At 70.9% G+C, this 17,214-nt stretch carries 15 protein-coding genes; 12 read left to right on the plus strand and 3 right to left on the minus strand.

Going from position 1 to position 17,214, the window contains the following annotated elements:
- Positions 1 to 44 precede the first annotated feature (44 nt).
- From G407_RS0104145 to G407_RS25640, 3 genes are read left to right on the plus strand one after another with little or no spacing between them, the layout of a single operon-like run.
- Positions 45 to 1,364: a type I glutamate--ammonia ligase gene (locus tag G407_RS0104145; protein ID WP_052340940.1), complete on the plus strand. Its 1,320-nt coding sequence runs from the start codon at positions 45 to 47 to the stop codon at positions 1,362 to 1,364.
- A gap of 11 nt (positions 1,365 to 1,375) precedes the next feature.
- The gene (locus tag G407_RS0104150) at positions 1,376 to 2,215 is read left to right on the plus strand and encodes an N-formylglutamate amidohydrolase (protein WP_029029798.1); all 840 of its coding nucleotides are present in this window, start codon (positions 1,376 to 1,378) and stop codon (positions 2,213 to 2,215) included.
- 2 nt (positions 2,216 to 2,217) lie between these two features.
- The gene (locus G407_RS25640; protein WP_043538916.1) at positions 2,218 to 2,865 is read left to right on the plus strand and encodes a cysteine hydrolase family protein; all 648 of its coding nucleotides are present in this window, start codon (positions 2,218 to 2,220) and stop codon (positions 2,863 to 2,865) included.
- A gap of 120 nt (positions 2,866 to 2,985) precedes the next feature.
- On the opposite strand, the gene G407_RS25645 is transcribed toward G407_RS25640, so the two are convergent.
- The gene (locus tag G407_RS25645; RefSeq protein ID WP_052340941.1) at positions 2,986 to 3,591 is read right to left on the minus strand and encodes a cupin domain-containing protein; all 606 of its coding nucleotides are present in this window, start codon (positions 3,589 to 3,591) and stop codon (positions 2,986 to 2,988) included.
- A 150-nt stretch (positions 3,592 to 3,741) separates the two neighbouring features.
- On the opposite strand from G407_RS25645, the gene G407_RS0104165 reads away from it, so the two are divergent.
- From G407_RS0104165 to G407_RS25655, 5 genes are read left to right on the plus strand one after another with little or no spacing between them, the layout of a single operon-like run.
- Complete coding sequence (locus tag G407_RS0104165; protein WP_029029799.1) at positions 3,742 to 4,758, plus strand: TAXI family TRAP transporter solute-binding subunit; 1,017 nt, start codon at positions 3,742 to 3,744, stop codon at positions 4,756 to 4,758.
- A gap of 46 nt (positions 4,759 to 4,804) precedes the next feature.
- Entirely contained in the window at positions 4,805 to 6,820 is a 2,016-nt protein-coding gene (locus G407_RS0104170) for a TRAP transporter permease (protein ID WP_029029800.1), read from the plus strand.
- On the plus strand, positions 6,817 to 8,523 hold the full coding sequence (locus G407_RS25650; protein ID WP_043538917.1) for a gamma-glutamyltransferase family protein: 1,707 nt from the start codon (positions 6,817 to 6,819) through the stop codon (positions 8,521 to 8,523). Before G407_RS0104170 ends, G407_RS25650 begins: the two co-directional genes overlap by 4 nt.
- 32 nt (positions 8,524 to 8,555) lie before the next feature.
- A complete protein-coding gene (locus tag G407_RS0104180) occupies positions 8,556 to 9,848 on the plus strand; it encodes an NAD(P)/FAD-dependent oxidoreductase (protein ID WP_029029801.1) in 1,293 nt (430 codons plus the stop codon).
- Positions 9,845 to 10,798, plus strand: a complete 954-nt coding sequence (locus G407_RS25655) for a 2-hydroxyacid dehydrogenase (protein WP_052340942.1) — start codon at positions 9,845 to 9,847, stop codon at positions 10,796 to 10,798. The genes G407_RS0104180 and G407_RS25655 overlap by 4 nt, the downstream gene beginning before the upstream one ends.
- 184 nt (positions 10,799 to 10,982) lie before the next feature.
- Here G407_RS25655 and G407_RS0104190 read toward each other — a convergent pair whose 3' ends face one another.
- Entirely contained in the window at positions 10,983 to 12,521 is a 1,539-nt protein-coding gene (locus tag G407_RS0104190) for a malonate--CoA ligase (RefSeq protein ID WP_029029802.1), read from the minus strand.
- Between the two features lie 42 nt (positions 12,522 to 12,563).
- Positions 12,564 to 13,274, minus strand: a complete 711-nt coding sequence (locus G407_RS25660) for a GntR family transcriptional regulator (protein WP_052340943.1) — start codon at positions 13,272 to 13,274, stop codon at positions 12,564 to 12,566.
- A gap of 113 nt (positions 13,275 to 13,387) precedes the next feature.
- Between G407_RS25660 and G407_RS0104200 the strand changes: the two genes are divergently transcribed.
- Genes G407_RS0104200 through G407_RS0104215 form a run of 4 tightly spaced genes read left to right on the plus strand, consistent with a single transcriptional unit; the run spans position 13,388 to position 17,170 of the window.
- On the plus strand, positions 13,388 to 14,626 hold the full coding sequence (locus tag G407_RS0104200; protein WP_052340944.1) for a CaiB/BaiF CoA transferase family protein: 1,239 nt from the start codon (positions 13,388 to 13,390) through the stop codon (positions 14,624 to 14,626).
- Positions 14,627 to 14,640: 14 nt separating this feature from the next.
- The gene (locus tag G407_RS0104205) at positions 14,641 to 15,426 is read left to right on the plus strand and encodes an enoyl-CoA hydratase (RefSeq protein WP_029029804.1); all 786 of its coding nucleotides are present in this window, start codon (positions 14,641 to 14,643) and stop codon (positions 15,424 to 15,426) included.
- The gene (locus G407_RS0104210) at positions 15,426 to 15,896 is read left to right on the plus strand and encodes a PaaI family thioesterase (RefSeq protein ID WP_029029805.1); all 471 of its coding nucleotides are present in this window, start codon (positions 15,426 to 15,428) and stop codon (positions 15,894 to 15,896) included. The genes G407_RS0104205 and G407_RS0104210 overlap by 1 nt, the downstream gene beginning before the upstream one ends.
- Positions 15,897 to 15,913: 17 nt before the next feature.
- A complete protein-coding gene (locus tag G407_RS0104215; RefSeq protein ID WP_029029806.1) occupies positions 15,914 to 17,170 on the plus strand; it encodes an aminotransferase class V-fold PLP-dependent enzyme in 1,257 nt (418 codons plus the stop codon).
- Positions 17,171 to 17,214 lie beyond the last annotated feature (44 nt).

The raw sequence follows: 17,214 nt of genomic DNA on the forward strand, positions 1-17,214 counted from the left end.
GTCGCCCGCACGCCACCCGCGACCGCCGGTGAGGAGGACATGCCGTGACCATCGACGCCGAGGACCTCGTTCTCGTCTGCTGCAGCGACATCGCGGGCCAGGTGCGCGGCAAGGGCTTCCCCGCGCGCGACCTGGAGAAGCGCCGCCGCTTCGGCGTGGGCTGGACGCCCACGAACATCATGATCAACTGCCTGGGCCGCATCCCCGCCACGCCCTTCGGGCCGCGCGGAGACCTGTTCCTGGCGCCCGCGGCCGAGACGGAGACGATCCTCGATTTCGGGGACGGCAGCCCGCGGGAGCACTGGTTCCTCGGCGACATCCTCACCCTCGAGGAGACCCCCTGGGAGTGCTGCCCGCGCAGCTTCCTCGCCCGCGCCCTCGCGGCGCTCGAGGCGGAGGCGGGCCTGCGGCTGGTGGCGAGCTTCGAGCACGAGTTTCACATGGCGGGCGCCGAGGCGCGCAGCGGCGATTCCTACGGGCTCGGCTCGATGCGCTCCATCGCACCGTTCACCCGGGAGTTCATCGGCGCCCTGCGCGCCAACGGGCTCGAGCCCGACACCTTCCTGCCCGAATACGGCACGCGGCAATACGAGGTCACCCTCGACCCGGCGCCGGGCCTCGAGGCGGCGGACCGGGCGGTGCGCCTGCGCGAGATCTGCAGGGCGATCGCACGCCGCCACGGCTTCGCCGCGAGCTTCTCGCCCGTGGTGACGCCGGGGATCGTCGGCAACGGCGTGCACATCCATTTCAGCCTGACGGACCGCGCCGGCGATCCCGTGACGTTCGATCCCGCCGGCCCCGGCGGCATGTCGGCCCAAACGGCGTCCTTCGCCGCGGGCATCCTGCGCCACGCGCCGGCCCTGTGCGCGGTCACCGCGCCGAGCGTGCTTTCCTACGAGCGGCTCAAGCCGAATTCGTGGTCGGCCTGCTGGGCCAATCTCGGCGTGCGCGACCGCGAGGCGACGCTGCGCGTCTGCCCGCTGCCCGCCGCCGCGGACATCGATCCGCGGCCGCGCTTCAACCTCGAGTTCCGCGCGGCCGATGCGGCGGCGAGCCCCTACCTGCAGCTCGGCATGCTGGTCTTCGCCGGCCTGCAGGGCCTGCGCGAGGCCCTGCCAGCGCCGCAGATCCACGACGGCGATCCCGGCGCGCTCGGCCCGGAGGAGCGCGCGCGGCTCGGCATCCAGGACCTGCCGCGCAGCCTCGAGGCGGCGCTCGCCGCGCTCGAGGCCGACGAAGCGGCGATGGGATGGATGGGCGAGACCCTCGCGGGGGCGTACCTGATGCACAAGCGCGGCGAGATCGACGCCATGCGCGACCGCAGCGCCGACGAGATGGTCGCGCTCTACGCCGAGGCCTATTGAGAGACGCCCCCATGACGACCGAGCCCACAGCGCCGGCGCGCCGCGAGCACGCCCTTCTCGATCGCGCCGGCCCCGAGCCCGATCCCGAACCCGTCGGCGAGGTGAACGCGGACGGCGACGGCCCCTTCTTCCTCATCTGCGACCACGCCGGCAACGCCGTGCCGAAGGCGCTGGGCGACCTCGGCCTGCCGCAGGAGGAGCGCGACCGCCACATCGGCATCGACATCGGCGCGCTGGGCGTGGCGCTCGGCCTCGCCGAGCGGCTGGGCGCGCCCCTGGTCTACCAGCGCTATTCGCGGCTCGTGATCGACTGCAACCGCAGGCCCGAGGCCACGTCCTGCATGGGCGAGATCGCCGACGGGACGCGGGTGCCCGGCAATGCCGGGCTCGACGAGCGGGCCCGGCGCGCGCGCGTCGCGGAGATCATGGAGCCCTATCACGCGCGCATAACCGCACGGCTCGACGCGCGCGCGGCCGCGGGACGGCCGACCATCCTCGTCGCCGTGCACAGCTTCACCCCGCGCCTGCGCGCCGCGCCGGCGGACCGGCCCTGGATCGTCGGCCTGTGCTGGTTTCACGCGGACCGCTTCTCGCGCCATCTGCTCGCGGCCCTGGCCGAGCAGGACCCCACCCTGAGGCTCGGCGAGAACGAGCCCTACACGGTGGACATGGTCAACGACTACTCGATCCCCGTCCACGGCGAAGGACGGGGGCTGCCCTACGCGGAGATCGAGGTCCGGCAGGACCGGATCGCGACGCCCGCCGATGAGGCGGCCTGGGCCGACCGCCTGGCGCAGGCCCTGCGGCGGGCGGCGGTGACCTTCGAGGCCGAAACCGGACGAGAGACCTGACCATGCCGACGCCGCCGATCCCCGACCGCCTGCGCCCGCTCGACGCCGCGCGCACGGCGCTGCTCGTCATCGACGTGCAGAAGGGCATCTTCCATCCCGGTGCCGCGCAGACGCGGCCCTGGTTCCACCGCACCGCCGCGGAGATCGCGGTGCCCAACATCGCCCGCCTCGCCGAGGCCTTCCGCGCCGCCGGGGGCGAGGTGGTCTACACCGTGATCCAGAGCCTGACGCGGGACGGCCGGGACCGGAGCCTCGACTACAAGCAGACTTCGTTCCACTTCCCGCCCGGCAGCGTCGAGGCCGAGGTCTGCGACGAGGTGCGCCCCGGCCCGGACGAGATGGTGCTGCCCAAGACATCGTCGAGCCTCTTCAACTCCACGATCTTCGAGTACCTGATGCGCAACATCGGCATCGAGACCGTCGTGGCGACCGGGTTCCTGACGGACCAGTGCGTGGACCACACCGTGCGCGACGGCGCCGACCGCGGCTTCACCATGGTCTGCGCAACGGACGCCTGCACTACGGACAGTCAGGCCCGGCACGAAAACGCGCTGGCGGCCTTCAAGGGCTATTGCCGCCTCGCGCGTACCGATGACCTGATTGCCGAGATCGGACGGTCGCCCTCTGGCCCAATCGGTGGAATCGATTGACCTCGGGCCAAATCGCGTGCCCCCCGTTTCGGCCGCCGCGAAACGCTGCGTACGAACGCCGCTACACGAGCCCTCCAGTGCACGCGCGTCCCTTCGATCATCCCGCGGAGGGCACGTCGATCAATAGAAGGGCCGGCTGACCACCCACAGGATCACGGCATCGATGTCGCCGTAATTCTCGAAGCCGTGGGGCAGCGTGCTCTCGAAGCAGAACGTGTCTCCCGGCCCCACGCGATAGCTGCGGCTGCCCACCCGCAGGGTGATCTCGCCGGCGAGCACGTGGCCGACCTCCTCGCCGTCGTGCGAGTAAGGATCGAGCCCCGAGCCGCCGCCGGGCTCCACCGTCACGATCATCGCCTGGATGTTGGCGCCGTTGCGGCGCGTGAGCAGCTCCTTGCGCATGCCCTTGCCGGGAATCGCGAGGCTGCCGCGCTCGTTCGGATGCACGACGACGTCGTCGCTCGCCCCGTCCAGCCCCTCGAACAGCCGGACCATCGGCAGGTCGATCGCCGCGCAGACCTCCCGCAGGATCTTCAAGGACGGCGAGGCCATGCCGCGCTCGAGCTGGCTCAGCGTGCCGATGGCGACGCCCGAGCGCGCGGCGACATCACGCAGCGTCAGGCGACGCGCCACCCGGTGCGCGCGAATGGATTCGCCGAGCCGAGTGTCGGCATCGCTGGCGTCCGACCCGGGGGGGTTCGTGACGGAGTGTGAGACCGTGTTCATATTTTTGAACAGTCCTCGTCTTGTGCCAGGCTCGGTACCGTGGAATTCTGCGCTTGGCAACGGCATGCGCACCCTGCCGTCCGTCGATCGCATCGAAGGACGAGGGCGCGTTTCACCACAGTGAACAAACCAGCCAGAGGGAAAACAAGCATGCGCGATCTCGAGCTCTCCCCCAACGGCGGCATCACCCGACGCACGCTGCTCACCGGCGCGGGCGCGCTGGGTCTTCTCGCCACCACCCCCGCGCGCCTGCACGCCCAGGTCGGCGGCGGCCAGTACCTCTTCGGATCGGCGACCCTCGGATCGACCGGCTACGTCATCATCGAAGGGCTGAGCACGATTATCAACCGCCATTCCGGCCTGCGCAGCTCGTCCCAGTCGACCTCCGGCGGCGCGGAGAACGTGGCGCTGATCGGACAGGGCCTGCTCGACTTCGGCCAGAGCACCTCGGTGGATCTCGTCGCGGCGCGCGAGGGCGCGGCGCCCTACGGCACGCCGATCGATGTGCAGCAGATGTTTTGCTACACCACCTTCGCCCTGCCTCCGATCGTCCACGCCGACAGCGAGATACGCGCCTTCGAGGATCTGCGCGGCAAGCGCGTCTCCCCGGGCGCGGCGGGCGGCACCACCGCCCAGTCCTGGCGCCTGATGTTCGAGGAATCGGCCATCGGGGACGACGTGCGCTGGACCTTCGGCTCCTGGCGCGAGATCTACGACGGCTTCATGGCGGGCAACATCGACTGCATTCCCGCGATCCTCACGGCACTCCGCCCCTCCCCCATCGTGGTGGAGCTGACGACGAACTACCCGGTGCGCCCGGTCTCCTTCCCCGATGCGCTGATCGCGCGCGCCCAGGAGGAGAACCCCGGCATCATGCGCTTCGAGGTCACGCCCGAGACCTGGCCGCATCTCTCCGAGCCCGCCGTGGCGAGCGGCTCGTCGGGCATCCTCGCGGCGAACCCCAACGTCTCCCCCGAGGCCGCCTACGCGATGACGAAGGCCGTCTTCGAGAACGTCGCCGACCTGCACACGATCTCGAACGTGCTCACGAGCGTGAAGCTCGAGGACGCGACCCGCTATCTCGTGCCCGGCGTGCCGGTGAATGCGGGCGCGGCCCAGTACTTCAAGGAACAGAACGTCTGGCGCGACGACCTGGTCGAAGGCTGACCACGAAGATCCCTGGAAGATCCTTGATCGGGACGGAGGAGCGGACATGTCGGGCTTTCTCGAGCGGGCGGTCGGCCGGATCGAGCCGCGCTTCGCGGTGACGCCGCGCACGGCCGCACTGCTCTGCGCCGTCGCGCTCTTCATGGCGCTCCTCCACGTCTGGCAGACGTGGGCCTTCGTCCTGCCGTCCGGGCAGTTCAAGAACATCCACCTCGGCCTCGCGCTCGTGGTCGGCTACCTCGCCCTCGCGAACGGGGATGCCGGCAAGAGACGGCGCTGGGCGAGCGGGCTCTCGCTCCTGCTCGCGGCCTCGTGCCTCGTCCCGCTCCTCTACATCCACATCGAGTACGAGGCGCTCGTCACGACGCGCCCGTTCTTCCCCAACAGCGCGGACGTCATGGTCGCGTCGCTGCTCCTCGTCCTCGCCCTCGTCGCGGTCTGGCGGGAATGGGGCGCCTCGATCCCGATCATCGCCGCGGCGGCGATGCTCTATGCCTACTGGGGCAACCTGGTGCCGGGCTTCGCCAACCATGCCGGCATCGGCCTCCAGCGGCTCGTGGCCACGACCTCGATCCCCTATTTCCGCGGGCTGCTCGGCGGGCTCACCGAGGTCTCGGCCTCGACGATCTTCCTGTTCATGCTCCTGGCCGGCCTCCTCAAGGCGACGGGCGGGCTCGACTACATCATGCGCGCCGCCTTCGGCCTCGTCGGCGGCCTGCGGGCGGGGCCGGCCCAGGCCGCGATCGTGTCCTCCGGCTTCTTCGGCAGCATCTCGGGCTCTATCATGGCGAACGTCGCCTCGACGGGCGCCTTCACCATTCCCTTGATGAAGCGCTCCGGCTTCAGCCCCCATTTCGCCGGCGCGGTGGAGGCCACCGCCTCCGCGGGCGGGCAGGTGACGCCGCCCAAGCTCGGGCTCACCGCCTTCCTCATCGTCGGCATCACCGGCATCTCGTATGCCGAGGTGATGGTCGCGACGGTCTTCCCGGCGATCCTGTTCTACGCCTTCCTGATGTGGGGCGTGCATCTGCGGGCGATCCGCGAGGGCATCGACGCCCGTGCCATGCGCGAGAGCGCACGCGCCGACATCCCCATGATGGACATGTCGCTGCCGCGGGCGACGCTGCTCCACGCGCATCTCATCTTCAGCGTGGGTGTCCTCGTCGCCCTCCTCGTCGGCGGCATGCCGGCGGGCATGGCGGCGCTGTACGCCAACATCGCCATCGTGGGCTCGGAGCTCGTCAAGCGTGTCGCGCTCGGCGCCGCCGGCCTCGACGGAGCGCGCAGCCCGGCGCGCGGCCTCGCCGACGGGCTCGTCGTCGTCGCCCGCGGCCTGATCTTCGGCGCGCGTTCGGGAGCGTCGGTCGCGATCATCATCGCGGTGATCTCGATCATGGTCGAGTTCGTGGTGGTCACGGGCTTCGCCCAGAAGCTCTCCTACGCCATGCTCGAGATGTCGGGCGGACGGCTGTGGCTGCTGCTGCCGCTCTCGGCGCTCGCCTGCCTCGCCTTCGGCATCGGCCTGCCGACGTCCGCCGCCTACATCCTCGTCGCGCTGCTGGGCGCGCCCGCGATGGTGCAGCTCGGCGTGCCGCTGCTGGCGGCCCACCTCTTCGTCTTCTACTACGCCAATATGTCGGCGATCACGCCGCCGGTGGCGGTGGGCGCCCTCGTCGCCTCGAACATCGCGGGGGCGGGCTTCTGGAAGACCTCCTTCACGGCGCTCAGGCTCGCGATCCCGGGCTTCCTGCTTCCCTTCCTCTTCGTCGTCCAGCCGGGCATCATCGGCATCGACGTGGGCATCGCCGAGCAGCTCCTCCTCGTCGCCGTCGCCTTCGTGGCGCTGGTCGCGCTCAACAGCGCCATCGAGGGGCATCTCCTGGCACCGCTCTCGATGCCCGAGCGGGTGCTGCTCCTGCCCGCGGCCTTCGGCCTCCTCGACCCGGGCCGCATGACCGACGTCGCGGGGCTCGCTCTCTTCGCGGCGATCCTCGCGCGCCAGATCCTGATCTCGCGCCGCGATCGCCGGCTGCCCACCGCTCGCCCGGAGCATTCCGCATGATCCCGCCGACCAGAGCCGAGATCGCCGGCACGCGCCACGTCGTCGCCGCCGGCCACTTCCTCGCCGCCGCGGCAGCCCACGACGTCCTGGTTGCGGGCGGCAATGCGGTCGACGCCGGCTGCGCGGCGGGGATCGCGCTGGGCGTGGTCCAGCCCGACCTCGTCAACGTCGCGGGTGTGGCGCCGATCATGATCCGGATGGCGGGCATGGAGACGCCGATCACGATCGACGGGCTCGGGACCTGGCCGCGATCGCTGCCGCCCGGGCACTTCATGAAGCGCCACGCCGGCACGATCCCGCCGGGCGTCGAGCGCATCGTCGTGCCCGCCGCGCCCGCCGCCTGGATCGAGGCGCTCACGCGCTACGGCACGATGTCGTTCCGCGAGGTCGCCGGCGCCGCCGCGCGCTTCGCCCGCGGGGGCTTTGCCGTCCATCCGCTCCTCGCCGAGACGCTCACGGAATACGAGGAGGGCTATCGTGCCTGGCCGGCAAACGCCGCCATCTACCTGCCGCGAGGCCGTCCGCCGCGGGTCGGCGAGCGCTTCGTCCAGAGCGACCTCGCCGACACGCTCGAGCGGCTGTTCGCGGCGGAGGCGGGCGCCAGCGGGGACCGCGCCGCCGGGCTCGCGGCCGTGCGCGCGGCCTTCTACGAGGGCGAGATCGCTCGCGAGATCGTCGACTACGTCGCGCGCGAGGGCGGCTTCCTGTCGCGCGAGGACATGGCCTCCTATCGCTGCCGGGTCGAGCCCGCCATCGCCATGCGGACGCTCGGTGGCACGCTCCACGTCTGCGGCGCCTGGTGCCAGGGCCCCGTCCTTCCGATGACGCTCGCGCAGATCGAGGCGCTCGGCCTCGACGGCCTCGCCCACAACGACCCGGACTACGTCCATCTCCTCGTCGAGGCGATGAAGGGCGCCTTCGCCGATCGCGAGCATCATTTCGGGGACCCGGCCTTCGTCGAGATGCCGCTCGAGGCGCTGCTCTCCCCCGAGCACGCCCGCGCGCGGGCGGGTGAGATCGATCGGCGGCGCGCGCGGCAAGAGATGCCTGGGCCGCTCCTGTCTCGCTTCGAGGGCGTGACCCGCGAGGTCCCGGCCGGCGGCCCCGATCCGCACCCGGAGCCGGACACGTCCTACGTCGCAGTGGTCGACCGCGCGGGCAACGCCTTCTCGGCGACGCCGAGCGACGGGTCCTGGAATGTGCCCGTCGTGCCGGGGACGGGCCTCGTGCCGTCCTCGCGCGGCAGCCAGTCCCGCCCGGATCCCATGCATCCCTCGGGCGCAGCAGCCGGACGGCGGCCGCGGCTCACACCGAACCCGGCGCTCTTCGTGCGGGGCGAGGACGTCATGCCCTTCGGCACGCCGGGCGGCGACGTGCAGAGCCAGGCGATGCTCCAGCTCCTGCTCAACCGCTACCATTTCGGCATGGGGCTGCAGGAGGCGATCGACGCCCCGCGCTTCGCGACCTACGATTTCCCGGGCTCGTTCGCCCCGTTCACGCACCATCACGGCCTCGTCAAGCTCGAGCCCGGCATCCCCGAGCGCGTGGGCGAGGCGCTCTCGGCGCGCGGGCACCGGGTGAGCTATTGGCGCGAGCGCGACTGGCGCGCCGGCGGCCTGTGCGCCGTCGAGACGGATTTTGGCGAAGGGCTGATCCGCGGCGCCGCCGATCCGCGCCGCCCCGCATATGCCGTCGGCCTTTGAGCGCCCCGCGCCGAGAGAGGACGTCTTTTTCCATGGAACGCCATCCCGATTCGCTCTGGGCCGTGACCGCCGAGCCCGATCCCGGCCATCCGCCGCTCGAGGGCCAGACGAGCGCCGAGATCTGCGTCGTGGGCGCGGGCTTCACCGGCCTGTCGGCGGCGCTCGCGCTCGCCGAGCGCGGGCTCGACGTCGTGGTCGTCGAGGCGAACACGCCGGGCTGGGGCGCCTCCGGCCGCAACGGCGGGCAGGTCATTCCCGGCCTCAAGCAGGACCCGGACGCGCTCCTTGCCGCCTTCGGAGACGAGGCCGGCGCGCGGCTCGCCTCCTTCGCCGGCTCGACGCCGCAGATCCTGTTCGACATCGTGCGCCGTCACGCCATCACCTGCGACGCCTTCGAGGGCGGCTGGCTGCAGCCGGCCCATGCGGAGGCCGGGCTCGACACGATCCGCGCCCGCGCTGCGCAATGGCGGCCCTACGGCGCCGACATCGTCGAGCTCGACCGCGCCGAGACGGCGCGCCTCGTCGGCTCGGAGCACTATGTCGGCGCCCTCCTCGACCGGCGCGGCGGCTCGATCCAGCCCCTCTCCTTCGCCCGCGGCCTCGCCCGCGCGGCAGCGGGCCTCGGCGCGCGCATCCACGGGGACAGCCCCGCGACGAGCCTCGTGCGCGAAGACGGGCAGTGGCGGGTGACGACCCCGCGCGGCAGCGTGCGCGCGCGCCGGGTCGTCCTCGCCACGAACGGCTATTCCGGACCGCTCCAGCCGGCGCTGATGCGCAGCGTCGTGCCGGTCTTCAGCTTCCAGGTCGCGACCGAGCCGCTCTCGGACAACATCGCGGCGACGATCCTGCCCGAGGGCCATCCGGCCTCCGATACGCGCCGGCTCCTATGGTACTTCCGCAAGGTCGGTCGGAACCGCCTGCTCATGGGCGGGCGCGGCTATCGCAAGGACAAGCTCGACGCCGCCGACACACGCGTGCTGCAGGCCGCGTTGCGCAGGCTCTATCCGCAGCTCGGCGAGATCCGGTTCTCCCATCATTGGGGTGGGCGCGTTGCGATGACGGCGGACCATCTCCCGCATCTCCACGAGATCGAGGAGGGGCTGTTCGCAGGGCTCGGCTTCAACGGGCGCGGCGTCGCCATGGGGACCGCGATGGGCACCGTCCTCGCCCGCGTCGCGGCGGGAGAGCCCGCGGAGGAGATGCCCCTTCCCGTCACGCCGCTTCGCCCGATCCGGCTGCATGCGCTGCATTCCCCCGTCGTACATGCGCTGACCGCCTATTATCGCTGGCAGGATGCCCGCGAGCGCCGGGCGATGGCGACGTGAGCCGCCGGCCGGTCTTCGTCCTGCCGGACACGAGCGCGGACACGCTCGCCCTCCTCGAGGCGAGCGGCGCCATGGCCCGGCTCGCCGCGGGCGGCGAGGTGCGCGTCCATGTGGGACGCGCGCCGGACGCCGAGACCTTCGCGCAGCGCATCGCCGAGGCGGACGGCGTGATGCTCGCCTGGGACTTCCCGAGCGCGGCCTTCCCGGCGGCGCCACGGCTCAAGCGAATCGCCTTCTGCGGCAGCGGGGCCTCGAGCTATGTCGATCTCGCGCTCGCCGCCGCACACGGCGTCGATGTGACGACGGCGCCGGGCTACGGCGATCGCGCCATCGCCGAGCACGCGCTCGGCCTCGCGCTCGCGACGCTGCGCGCGATCCCCGCCGCGGACGCGACGGTGCGCGCAGGCGGCTGGGAGGTCGCGCACCAGGGCCGCGAGCTCTCGGGCGCAATCGTGGGGCTCGTCGGCTGGGGTGGGATCGCCAAGGCCTTCGCGCGCCTCCTCGCGGGTTTCGAGGCGACGATCCTCGTCCACACGCGCTCGCGCGCGCCGGGCGTGCGCGAGGGAGCGATCGACTTCGTAGCGCTGGACGATCTCCTCGCGCGCGCCGACATCGTCTCCCTCCACCTCGCGGCGACGCCGCAGACGGCAGGGATCCTCGACGCGCGCCGGATCGCGGCGATGCACCGGGACGCGATCCTCGTGAACACGGCGCGCGGCGCCCTCGTGGACGAGGCGGCTCTGATCGAGGCGCTCGCCGAGGAGCGGCTCGCGGGGGCGGGGCTCGATGTGTTCGCCCACGAGCCCCTCGCGGCGGATTCACCGCTTCGAAGACTGAAGAACGTCGTGCTGACGCCTCACGTCGCGTTTCGTACCAGCGAGGCTCGAACGCGTCTTTACAACAGAGTAGTGGAGAGCTTGGTTTCGTTTACCGGATACTCGCAATCGTAACGGTTTCGAGATTTGGGCCGCTTTCCGCCCGAAGCCGCCTCCCGGACGCGGGTCCGACTCCAGCGCGTCGGAGGCGATCACCCGGGCGATCGACCGGTTCCTGCTCGCCTTCGCGATCGACGCCGTATCGGCGGGAAGCCCGATCGATGCTCGTGGCTGCTCGCCGTGGAGCGCGAGGCGAGATCTAGGCCCCGCTCGCCCCGGGCGGGTGCGTCTGGAACACGGCCGCGTGCCGCTCGCGCAGGACGGACTTCTGCACCTTGCCCATCGTATTGCGCGGCAGCGCGTCGACCAGGACATAATGGCGTGGCCGCTTGAAGCCGGCGAGGTCGCGCTTGGCCGCGGCTTCGATCGCCGGGAGCGCGAGCGCCTCGCCGGGCTCGGGCACCAGCACCGCGACGACGCTCTCCCCGAAGTCGGGATGCGGCGCGCCGACGACGGCGCTCTCGCGGACGCCCGGCTGCGCGTCCAGGAAGAGCTCGATTTCCTTCGGATAGATGTTGTAGCCGCCGGAGATGATCAGGTCCTTCCCACGCCCGACGATGTGCACGTAGCCGCGCGCGTCGATCAGGCCGAGGTCGCCGGTCACGAAGAAGCCGTCTTCGCGCATGTCCTCCTTGGTCTTCTCCGGCATGCGCCAGTAACCCTCGAAAACGTTGGGTCCGCGCACCTCCAGGACCCCGATCTCGCCGGCGGGCAGCGGCGCGCCGGTTTCGGCGTGACGCACGCGGATCTCGATCCCGGGCAGGGGGAAGCCCACGGTTCCGGCGCGCCTCTCCCCCTCGTACGGGTTCGAGGTGTTCATGCTGGTTTCCGTCATCCCATAGCGCTCGAGAATACGATGCCCCGTTCGCGCCGCGAACTGCTCGTGTGTCTCGGCCAGAAGGGGCGCGGATCCCGAGATGAACAGCCGCATATGGCCGACGAGATCGCGCGTGAAACGGGGATCGTCGAGCAGGCGCGTGTAGAAGGTCGGCACGCCCATCATGGCGGTCGCGCGCGGCAGGCCCTCGAGGACCCGCTCGATCTCGAACCTGGGCAGGAAGATCATCGACCCGCCGGCGAGCAGCGTCACGTTCGTTGCGACGAACAAGCCGTGGCTGTGGAAGATCGGAAGCGCGTGCAGCAGCACGTCGTCGGGGCCGAAGCGCCAGATATCGACCAGGGTTTCGGCGTTCGAGAGAAGGTTGCGATGCGTCAGCATCGCGCCCTTGGACCGCCCCGTCGTGCCCGAGGTGTAGACGAGCGCGGCAAGATCGTCCTCCTCGCGCGAGACGGTATCGAAGTGCGCCCCCTGCGCCGCCGCGAGGTCGGCGAGCGTGCCATCGCCCGCGACGCCGAGGGTGCGCAGGGCGCAGCCGGCCTCGGCCGCGATCGACCGCAGCGTCTCCTCCTCCGCCGGGTCGCAGACGAGCAGCGCCGCCTCGCTGTCGCCGACGAAGTAGGCGAGCTCGGAGGGCGTATAGGCGGTGTTGAGCGGCAGGAAGACCACGCCGGCGCGCACACAGGCCGCGTAGAGCGCGAGCGCGTCCGGGGACTTCTGGATGTGGACCGCGACCCTGTCGCCCGGTCGCACGCCGAGTGCGGCGAGCGCGTTCGCGATGCGCGCCGCTTGCGCGAGAAAGGCGCCATGGCTCAGGACGGAGGCGTCGGGCAGGTGCAGAAAAACCGCTTCGCGACCCGCGTGAGGGGCGAAGAGAGCGTCGTTGAGCGGATTGCCCATCCTCATCGATCCTTTCGGTACGCACTCGCCGCGAGGGAGCGCCTACGTTCCAGCCGCCCGCTCGACCGGGCTGTGATCCTCGACCATGCCCGTGTAGCGGACGAACCCCGCCACGATGTGCTCCTGGGCGGCCCTCTGCGCGCCCTCGGGGTCCCCGGCCTCGACGGCGGCGAAGATCGCGCCGTGCTCGGCGAGCGATTGCGCGATGTTCGTCGCGATCGACAGCCCGCGCCGACGGAACAGGTGCATCTCCCGCACGAGGTTGTCGTACATCGTCTTGGCCTTCGGGTTGCGCGCGGCCTGCAGCAGCATGTCGTGGAAGGCGATGTTCAGCGTGTAGTAGGCCTCGCGGTCGTCGCGGTCGCGCACGCCCTCCATCGTCCCGAGGTTGTGGCGCAGCCGCTCGATCAGCTCCCGCTCGTCGCCCTCGCGGACCCGCCGCGCCGCCGCGGCGCAGGCCATGGCGAAGATCGCGCCGCGCAGCTCGTAGAGGTTCCGCACCTCCTCCAGCGTGGTCAGGTGGACGTAGGCGCCGCGGTTCGCGATGAGGTCGATGAGCCCGGAATCCGCCAACGAGCGGATCGCCTCGCGCACGGTGCCCCTGCTCACGCCCATGGCGTTCGCCAGCACCGCCTCGTTGAGCTTCTCTCCCGCAGCCAGCTCGCCCGCGACGATCATGCGCTCGAGCTCCGAGCGCACCTCCGCGGCCAACGTCGCGCGTCGCGCGCCGATCGTGTTCACATTCATCGTCATGAGCACATATGAGCTACGCCCCCTCCATGTTGTCAACAATCAGCATTCGTATTGTCATCCGCTGGATGTTGGCTTACACGAGCATATGGCACTCGATCCAGCGGAGATGCACCATGGCTGAGGATACGACCGGGCGACGGAGCGGAATTGGCGCTTCTCGCGCCGAGCCGAGCATCCCTGCAGCCAGCACGGCTCTTGCGGGCCTGCGCGTTCTCGACCTGACCCGCGTGCGATCCGGCCCGACATGCGTGCGCCAGCTCGCCGACTGGGGCGCCGACGTGATCAAGATCGAGGCGCCGGTCGACGCCGCCGAGCTCGGCGGCCCGCGCTCCGGGCCCGACTTCCAGAATCTGCATCGCAACAAGCGCAGCATGACCCTCGACCTGAAGTCCGAGGCCGGGCTCGCCGCATTCCGCAAGCTCGCCGACACGGCCGACGTCGTCGTCGAGAATTTCCGCCCGGACGTGAAGGATCGGCTCGGGATCGGCTACGAGACGCTGGCGAGCACCAATGCCGGGCTGATCTACGCCTCGATCTCGGGCTTCGGGCAGGACGGGCCCTACGCCAAGCGTCCCGGCTTCGATCAGATCGCCCAGGGCATGGGCGGGCTGATGTCGATCACGGGCAAGCCCGGGGACGGGCCGATGCGCGTCGGCATCCCGATCGCCGACCTCTGCGCAGGGCTCCTCGCGGCGCAGGGCATCCTCGTCGCGCTCCACGAGCGGCAGCGCTCGGGACGCGGCCAATGGGTCCAGACCTCGCTCTTGCAGGCGCAGGTCTTCATGCTGGACTTCCAGGCGGCACGCTATCTCGTCGACGGCGTCGTCCCGAAGCAGGCCGGCAACAATCACCCGACCTCGATCCCCACCGGCGTGTTCCGCACCGCCGACGGCCACATGAACATCGCGGTTGCCGGCGCCAGCATCTGGGCCCGCTTCGCCGAGGCCATGGGCCGGCCCGACTGGCTCGGCGATCCGCGCTTCGCCACCGCGCCCGCGCGATCGGACAACCGCGATGCGCTCACCGCCGAGATCGAGGCGATCACGACCCGCAGCCCCACCGCGGAGTGGATCACGATCTTCAACGAGGCCGGCGTTCCCGCCGGTGAGATCAACGATGTCTCGCAGGTCTTCGCCGATCCGCAGGTGCAGCATCTCGAGCTCGCCCAGCCGGTACACAGCCAGGAGCGCGGCGACACCCGGCTCGTCGGTCAGCCGATCCGGATGAGCCGCACCCCCAGCCGCATCGCGGCGCCGCCGCCACTCGCCGGCCAGCACGCGCGCGAAATCCTCGCCGAGCTCGGCTACCGCGAGGACGAGATCGACGCGCTGAAGCGCGACGGCGTCATCTGAAGAAGGGACCCATCATGACCGACAAGATCATCACCCGGCAGGAGGGCGACATCGCCCGGATCGTCTTCAACCAGCCGGAGAAGCGCAACGCCGTCTCGCTGGAAATGTGGGAGGCGGTGGAGGCGGCGGTCGGCCGCTTCGCCGACGACCCGACGGTCCGCATCCTCATCCTCTCGGGGGCGGGCGGAAAGGCCTTCGTCTCGGGCGCCGACGTGTCCAAGTTCGAGAGCGAACGCGCCAGCGAGGAGGCGGTGGCGCACTACAATGCCACGACGAAGCGCGTCTACGACCTGGTCGAGGCCTTCCCCAAGCCGACCATCGCGCAGATCGACGGCTTCTGCGTCGGGGGCGGCGTCGCGCTGGCGCTGTGCTGTGACCTCAGGATCTGCGGGACGGGCTCGAACTTCGCCATTCCAGCAGCCAAGCTCGGCCTCGGCTACGGCTATTCCGGCCTCAAGCGCCTGGTAGACGTCGTCGGCCCGGCCTTCGCGAAGGAGATCTTCTTCACCGCCCGCCGTTTCGACGCCGAGGAAGCGCGGACCATGGGTCTCGTCAACCGCGTCGTTCCCGACGGCGAGGTGGAGGCCGCGGCGGAAGAGACCGCTCGGATGATCGCCGCCAATGCGCCGATGACCGTCGCCTCGGTCAAGTTCATCGTCGGCCAGACGCTGGTGCCGGAGAGCCAGCGCGATCTCGACGCCTGCGAGGCCCGCGTGAACGCCTGCTTCGGCAGCCGGGACTACGTCGAGGGTCGTCGCGCCTTCCTGGAAAAGCGCAAGCCGAACTTCGTGGGGGCGTGATGTCGGGCCCTTCGCGACACGTCGACCCCGAGGACGCGCACGCGCATGTCGCACGTGCGCTCGACGGGCACGCGCAGGATTTCGAGACCTTCTTCCTCGCCCGCTTCATCGGGCTGTCCTTCGCCTACCTCCCCGCAGAGGCCCCGGACGCAGACAAGGAGGTCTGCCTCGTCACCTTCCCGGTCAGCGAGATGCTGAAGAACCCGCAGGGCTCGCTGCACGGCGGGGTGATGGCGACGGCGATGGACATCTCGATGGGCCACCTGGTCAAGAAGGTCGCCGGCGCGGGCGCAACGATCGAGATGAAGATCCAGTACATGCGCCCCGTCGTCGACGGCCCGGTGACCTGCGAGGGGCGCTTCACCAAGCGCGGGCGGACGCTTTCCTTCATGGAGAGCCGGCTGTACGGAGAGGACGGCAAGCTGGCCGCGCTCGCCACCGCCACGTGGAAGATGGCCGAAACGGCCTGACCGGAGACATACGCCCGATGCTCGCGTCCAAGCCCGGCCTCCTCGACGAGGTCCGCTCCCGCTTCGCCCATGTCGACAGCTGTCCCTTCGAGGGAGAGCGGGTCTTCTTCGAGAACGCCGGCGGCGCGCTGACCCTGAAGAGCGTCGTCGACAGCTCGGCGCGTTTCGCGGCGATCCCGGACAACCAGGGCCGCGACAACCCGGCCTCGAAGGCGCTGCAGGCGATCATCGACCGCGCCAAGGAGGACATGCGGGTCTTCTTCAACGCGCCGGGCGGCACGTTCTTCGTGGGCGAGAGCGGCACGGAGCTGCTCTTCCGGCTGATCTCGGCCGCCTGCCTGGGCACGCCGGCCGGCCGCGTGCTCGGCTCGACGCTGGAGCACCCCGCGAGCCGCAGCGCCGCCGCGCGCTGGGCCGAGGTCGCCGGCAAGCCCCACGTCCTCGTCGCCCACGACGACGCGACGGGCTCGATCGACCCGGCGCACTACGCGCCGCAGATCACCCCGGACACCCGCGTCGCGACCATCATCCACACCTCGCCCGTCACCGGCATGGGCACCGACGTGGCCGCCGTCGCGGCCGCGATCCGTGGGGTGGCGCCCGAGTGCTTCATCATCGTCGACGGCATCCAGCACGCCGCGCACGGGCGGCTCGATCTCGCCGGCTACGGCGTCGACGGCTACGTGGTGTCGCCCTACAAGATGTTCTCGCGCCACGGCTACGGCGTCGCCTGGGTGTCCGACCGCCTCGCCGCCCTGCCCCACGACCATCTGGCGAACGCGCCCGGGGAGCCCTGGGAGCTCGGCACGCGCGACACCGGCGCCTACGCGACCTTCTCCGACGTCGTCGCCTATTTCGAGTGGCTCGGCGCGCAGGTCACCGAGGCAACCGACCGCCGCGCCAGGATCGTGGCCGCCGGCGAGGCGATCCACGCCCACGAGGCCGCGCTGACGCAGGCGATGATCCACGGCGTCGGGAATCTCCCCGGCCTCGCCGATCTCCCGGGCGTGAGCATCCTCAACGGGGCGGACAACGCGCGGCGCGAGGGGCTCGTCGCGCTCACCGTCGAGGGCATGCCGGCGCCCGACGTCGTCGCGAAGCTGCGCGAGCGCGGCATCCGCACCCATACCCGGAAGGCTGATCACTATTCCGGCAACATCCTCCGCCCGCTCGGGCTGTCGTCCTGCGTGCGGGTCTCGATGTGCCACTACAACACCGAGGCCGAGGTGGCGCGGTTCATCACGGCGATGCGGGAGATCGCGGACGGCGCGTGAGCGCGCCCGCTCCGCCCGCCTGCCCGCGAGCAGGACGGGACGGG

The sequence above is a fragment of the Salinarimonas rosea DSM 21201 genome, from assembly GCF_000429045.1.
GTDB lineage: Bacteria > Pseudomonadota > Alphaproteobacteria > Rhizobiales > Beijerinckiaceae > Salinarimonas > Salinarimonas rosea.

Coding starts and splice junctions, on each gene's coding strand:
- G407_RS0104205 (WP_029029804.1), top strand. CDS start 14,641: ATGACCGACAAGATCATCACCCGGCAGGAGGGCGACATCGCCCGGATC.
- G407_RS0104170 (WP_029029800.1), top strand. CDS start 4,805: ATGTCGGGCTTTCTCGAGCGGGCGGTCGGCCGGATCGAGCCGCGCTTC.
- G407_RS25640 (WP_043538916.1), top strand. CDS start 2,218: ATGCCGACGCCGCCGATCCCCGACCGCCTGCGCCCGCTCGACGCCGCG.
- G407_RS0104190 (WP_029029802.1), bottom strand. CDS start 12,521: ATGGGCAATCCGCTCAACGACGCTCTCTTCGCCCCTCACGCGGGTCGC.
- G407_RS0104180 (WP_029029801.1), top strand. CDS start 8,556: ATGGAACGCCATCCCGATTCGCTCTGGGCCGTGACCGCCGAGCCCGAT.
- G407_RS25645 (WP_052340941.1), bottom strand. CDS start 3,591: ATGAACACGGTCTCACACTCCGTCACGAACCCCCCCGGGTCGGACGCC.
- G407_RS0104165 (WP_029029799.1), top strand. CDS start 3,742: ATGCGCGATCTCGAGCTCTCCCCCAACGGCGGCATCACCCGACGCACG.
- G407_RS0104150 (WP_029029798.1), top strand. CDS start 1,376: ATGACGACCGAGCCCACAGCGCCGGCGCGCCGCGAGCACGCCCTTCTC.
- G407_RS25660 (WP_052340943.1), bottom strand. CDS start 13,274: ATGACGATGAATGTGAACACGATCGGCGCGCGACGCGCGACGTTGGCC.
- G407_RS0104200 (WP_052340944.1), top strand. CDS start 13,388: ATGGCTGAGGATACGACCGGGCGACGGAGCGGAATTGGCGCTTCTCGC.
- G407_RS0104210 (WP_029029805.1), top strand. CDS start 15,426: ATGTCGGGCCCTTCGCGACACGTCGACCCCGAGGACGCGCACGCGCAT.
- G407_RS25650 (WP_043538917.1), top strand. CDS start 6,817: ATGATCCCGCCGACCAGAGCCGAGATCGCCGGCACGCGCCACGTCGTC.
- G407_RS0104215 (WP_029029806.1), top strand. CDS start 15,914: ATGCTCGCGTCCAAGCCCGGCCTCCTCGACGAGGTCCGCTCCCGCTTC.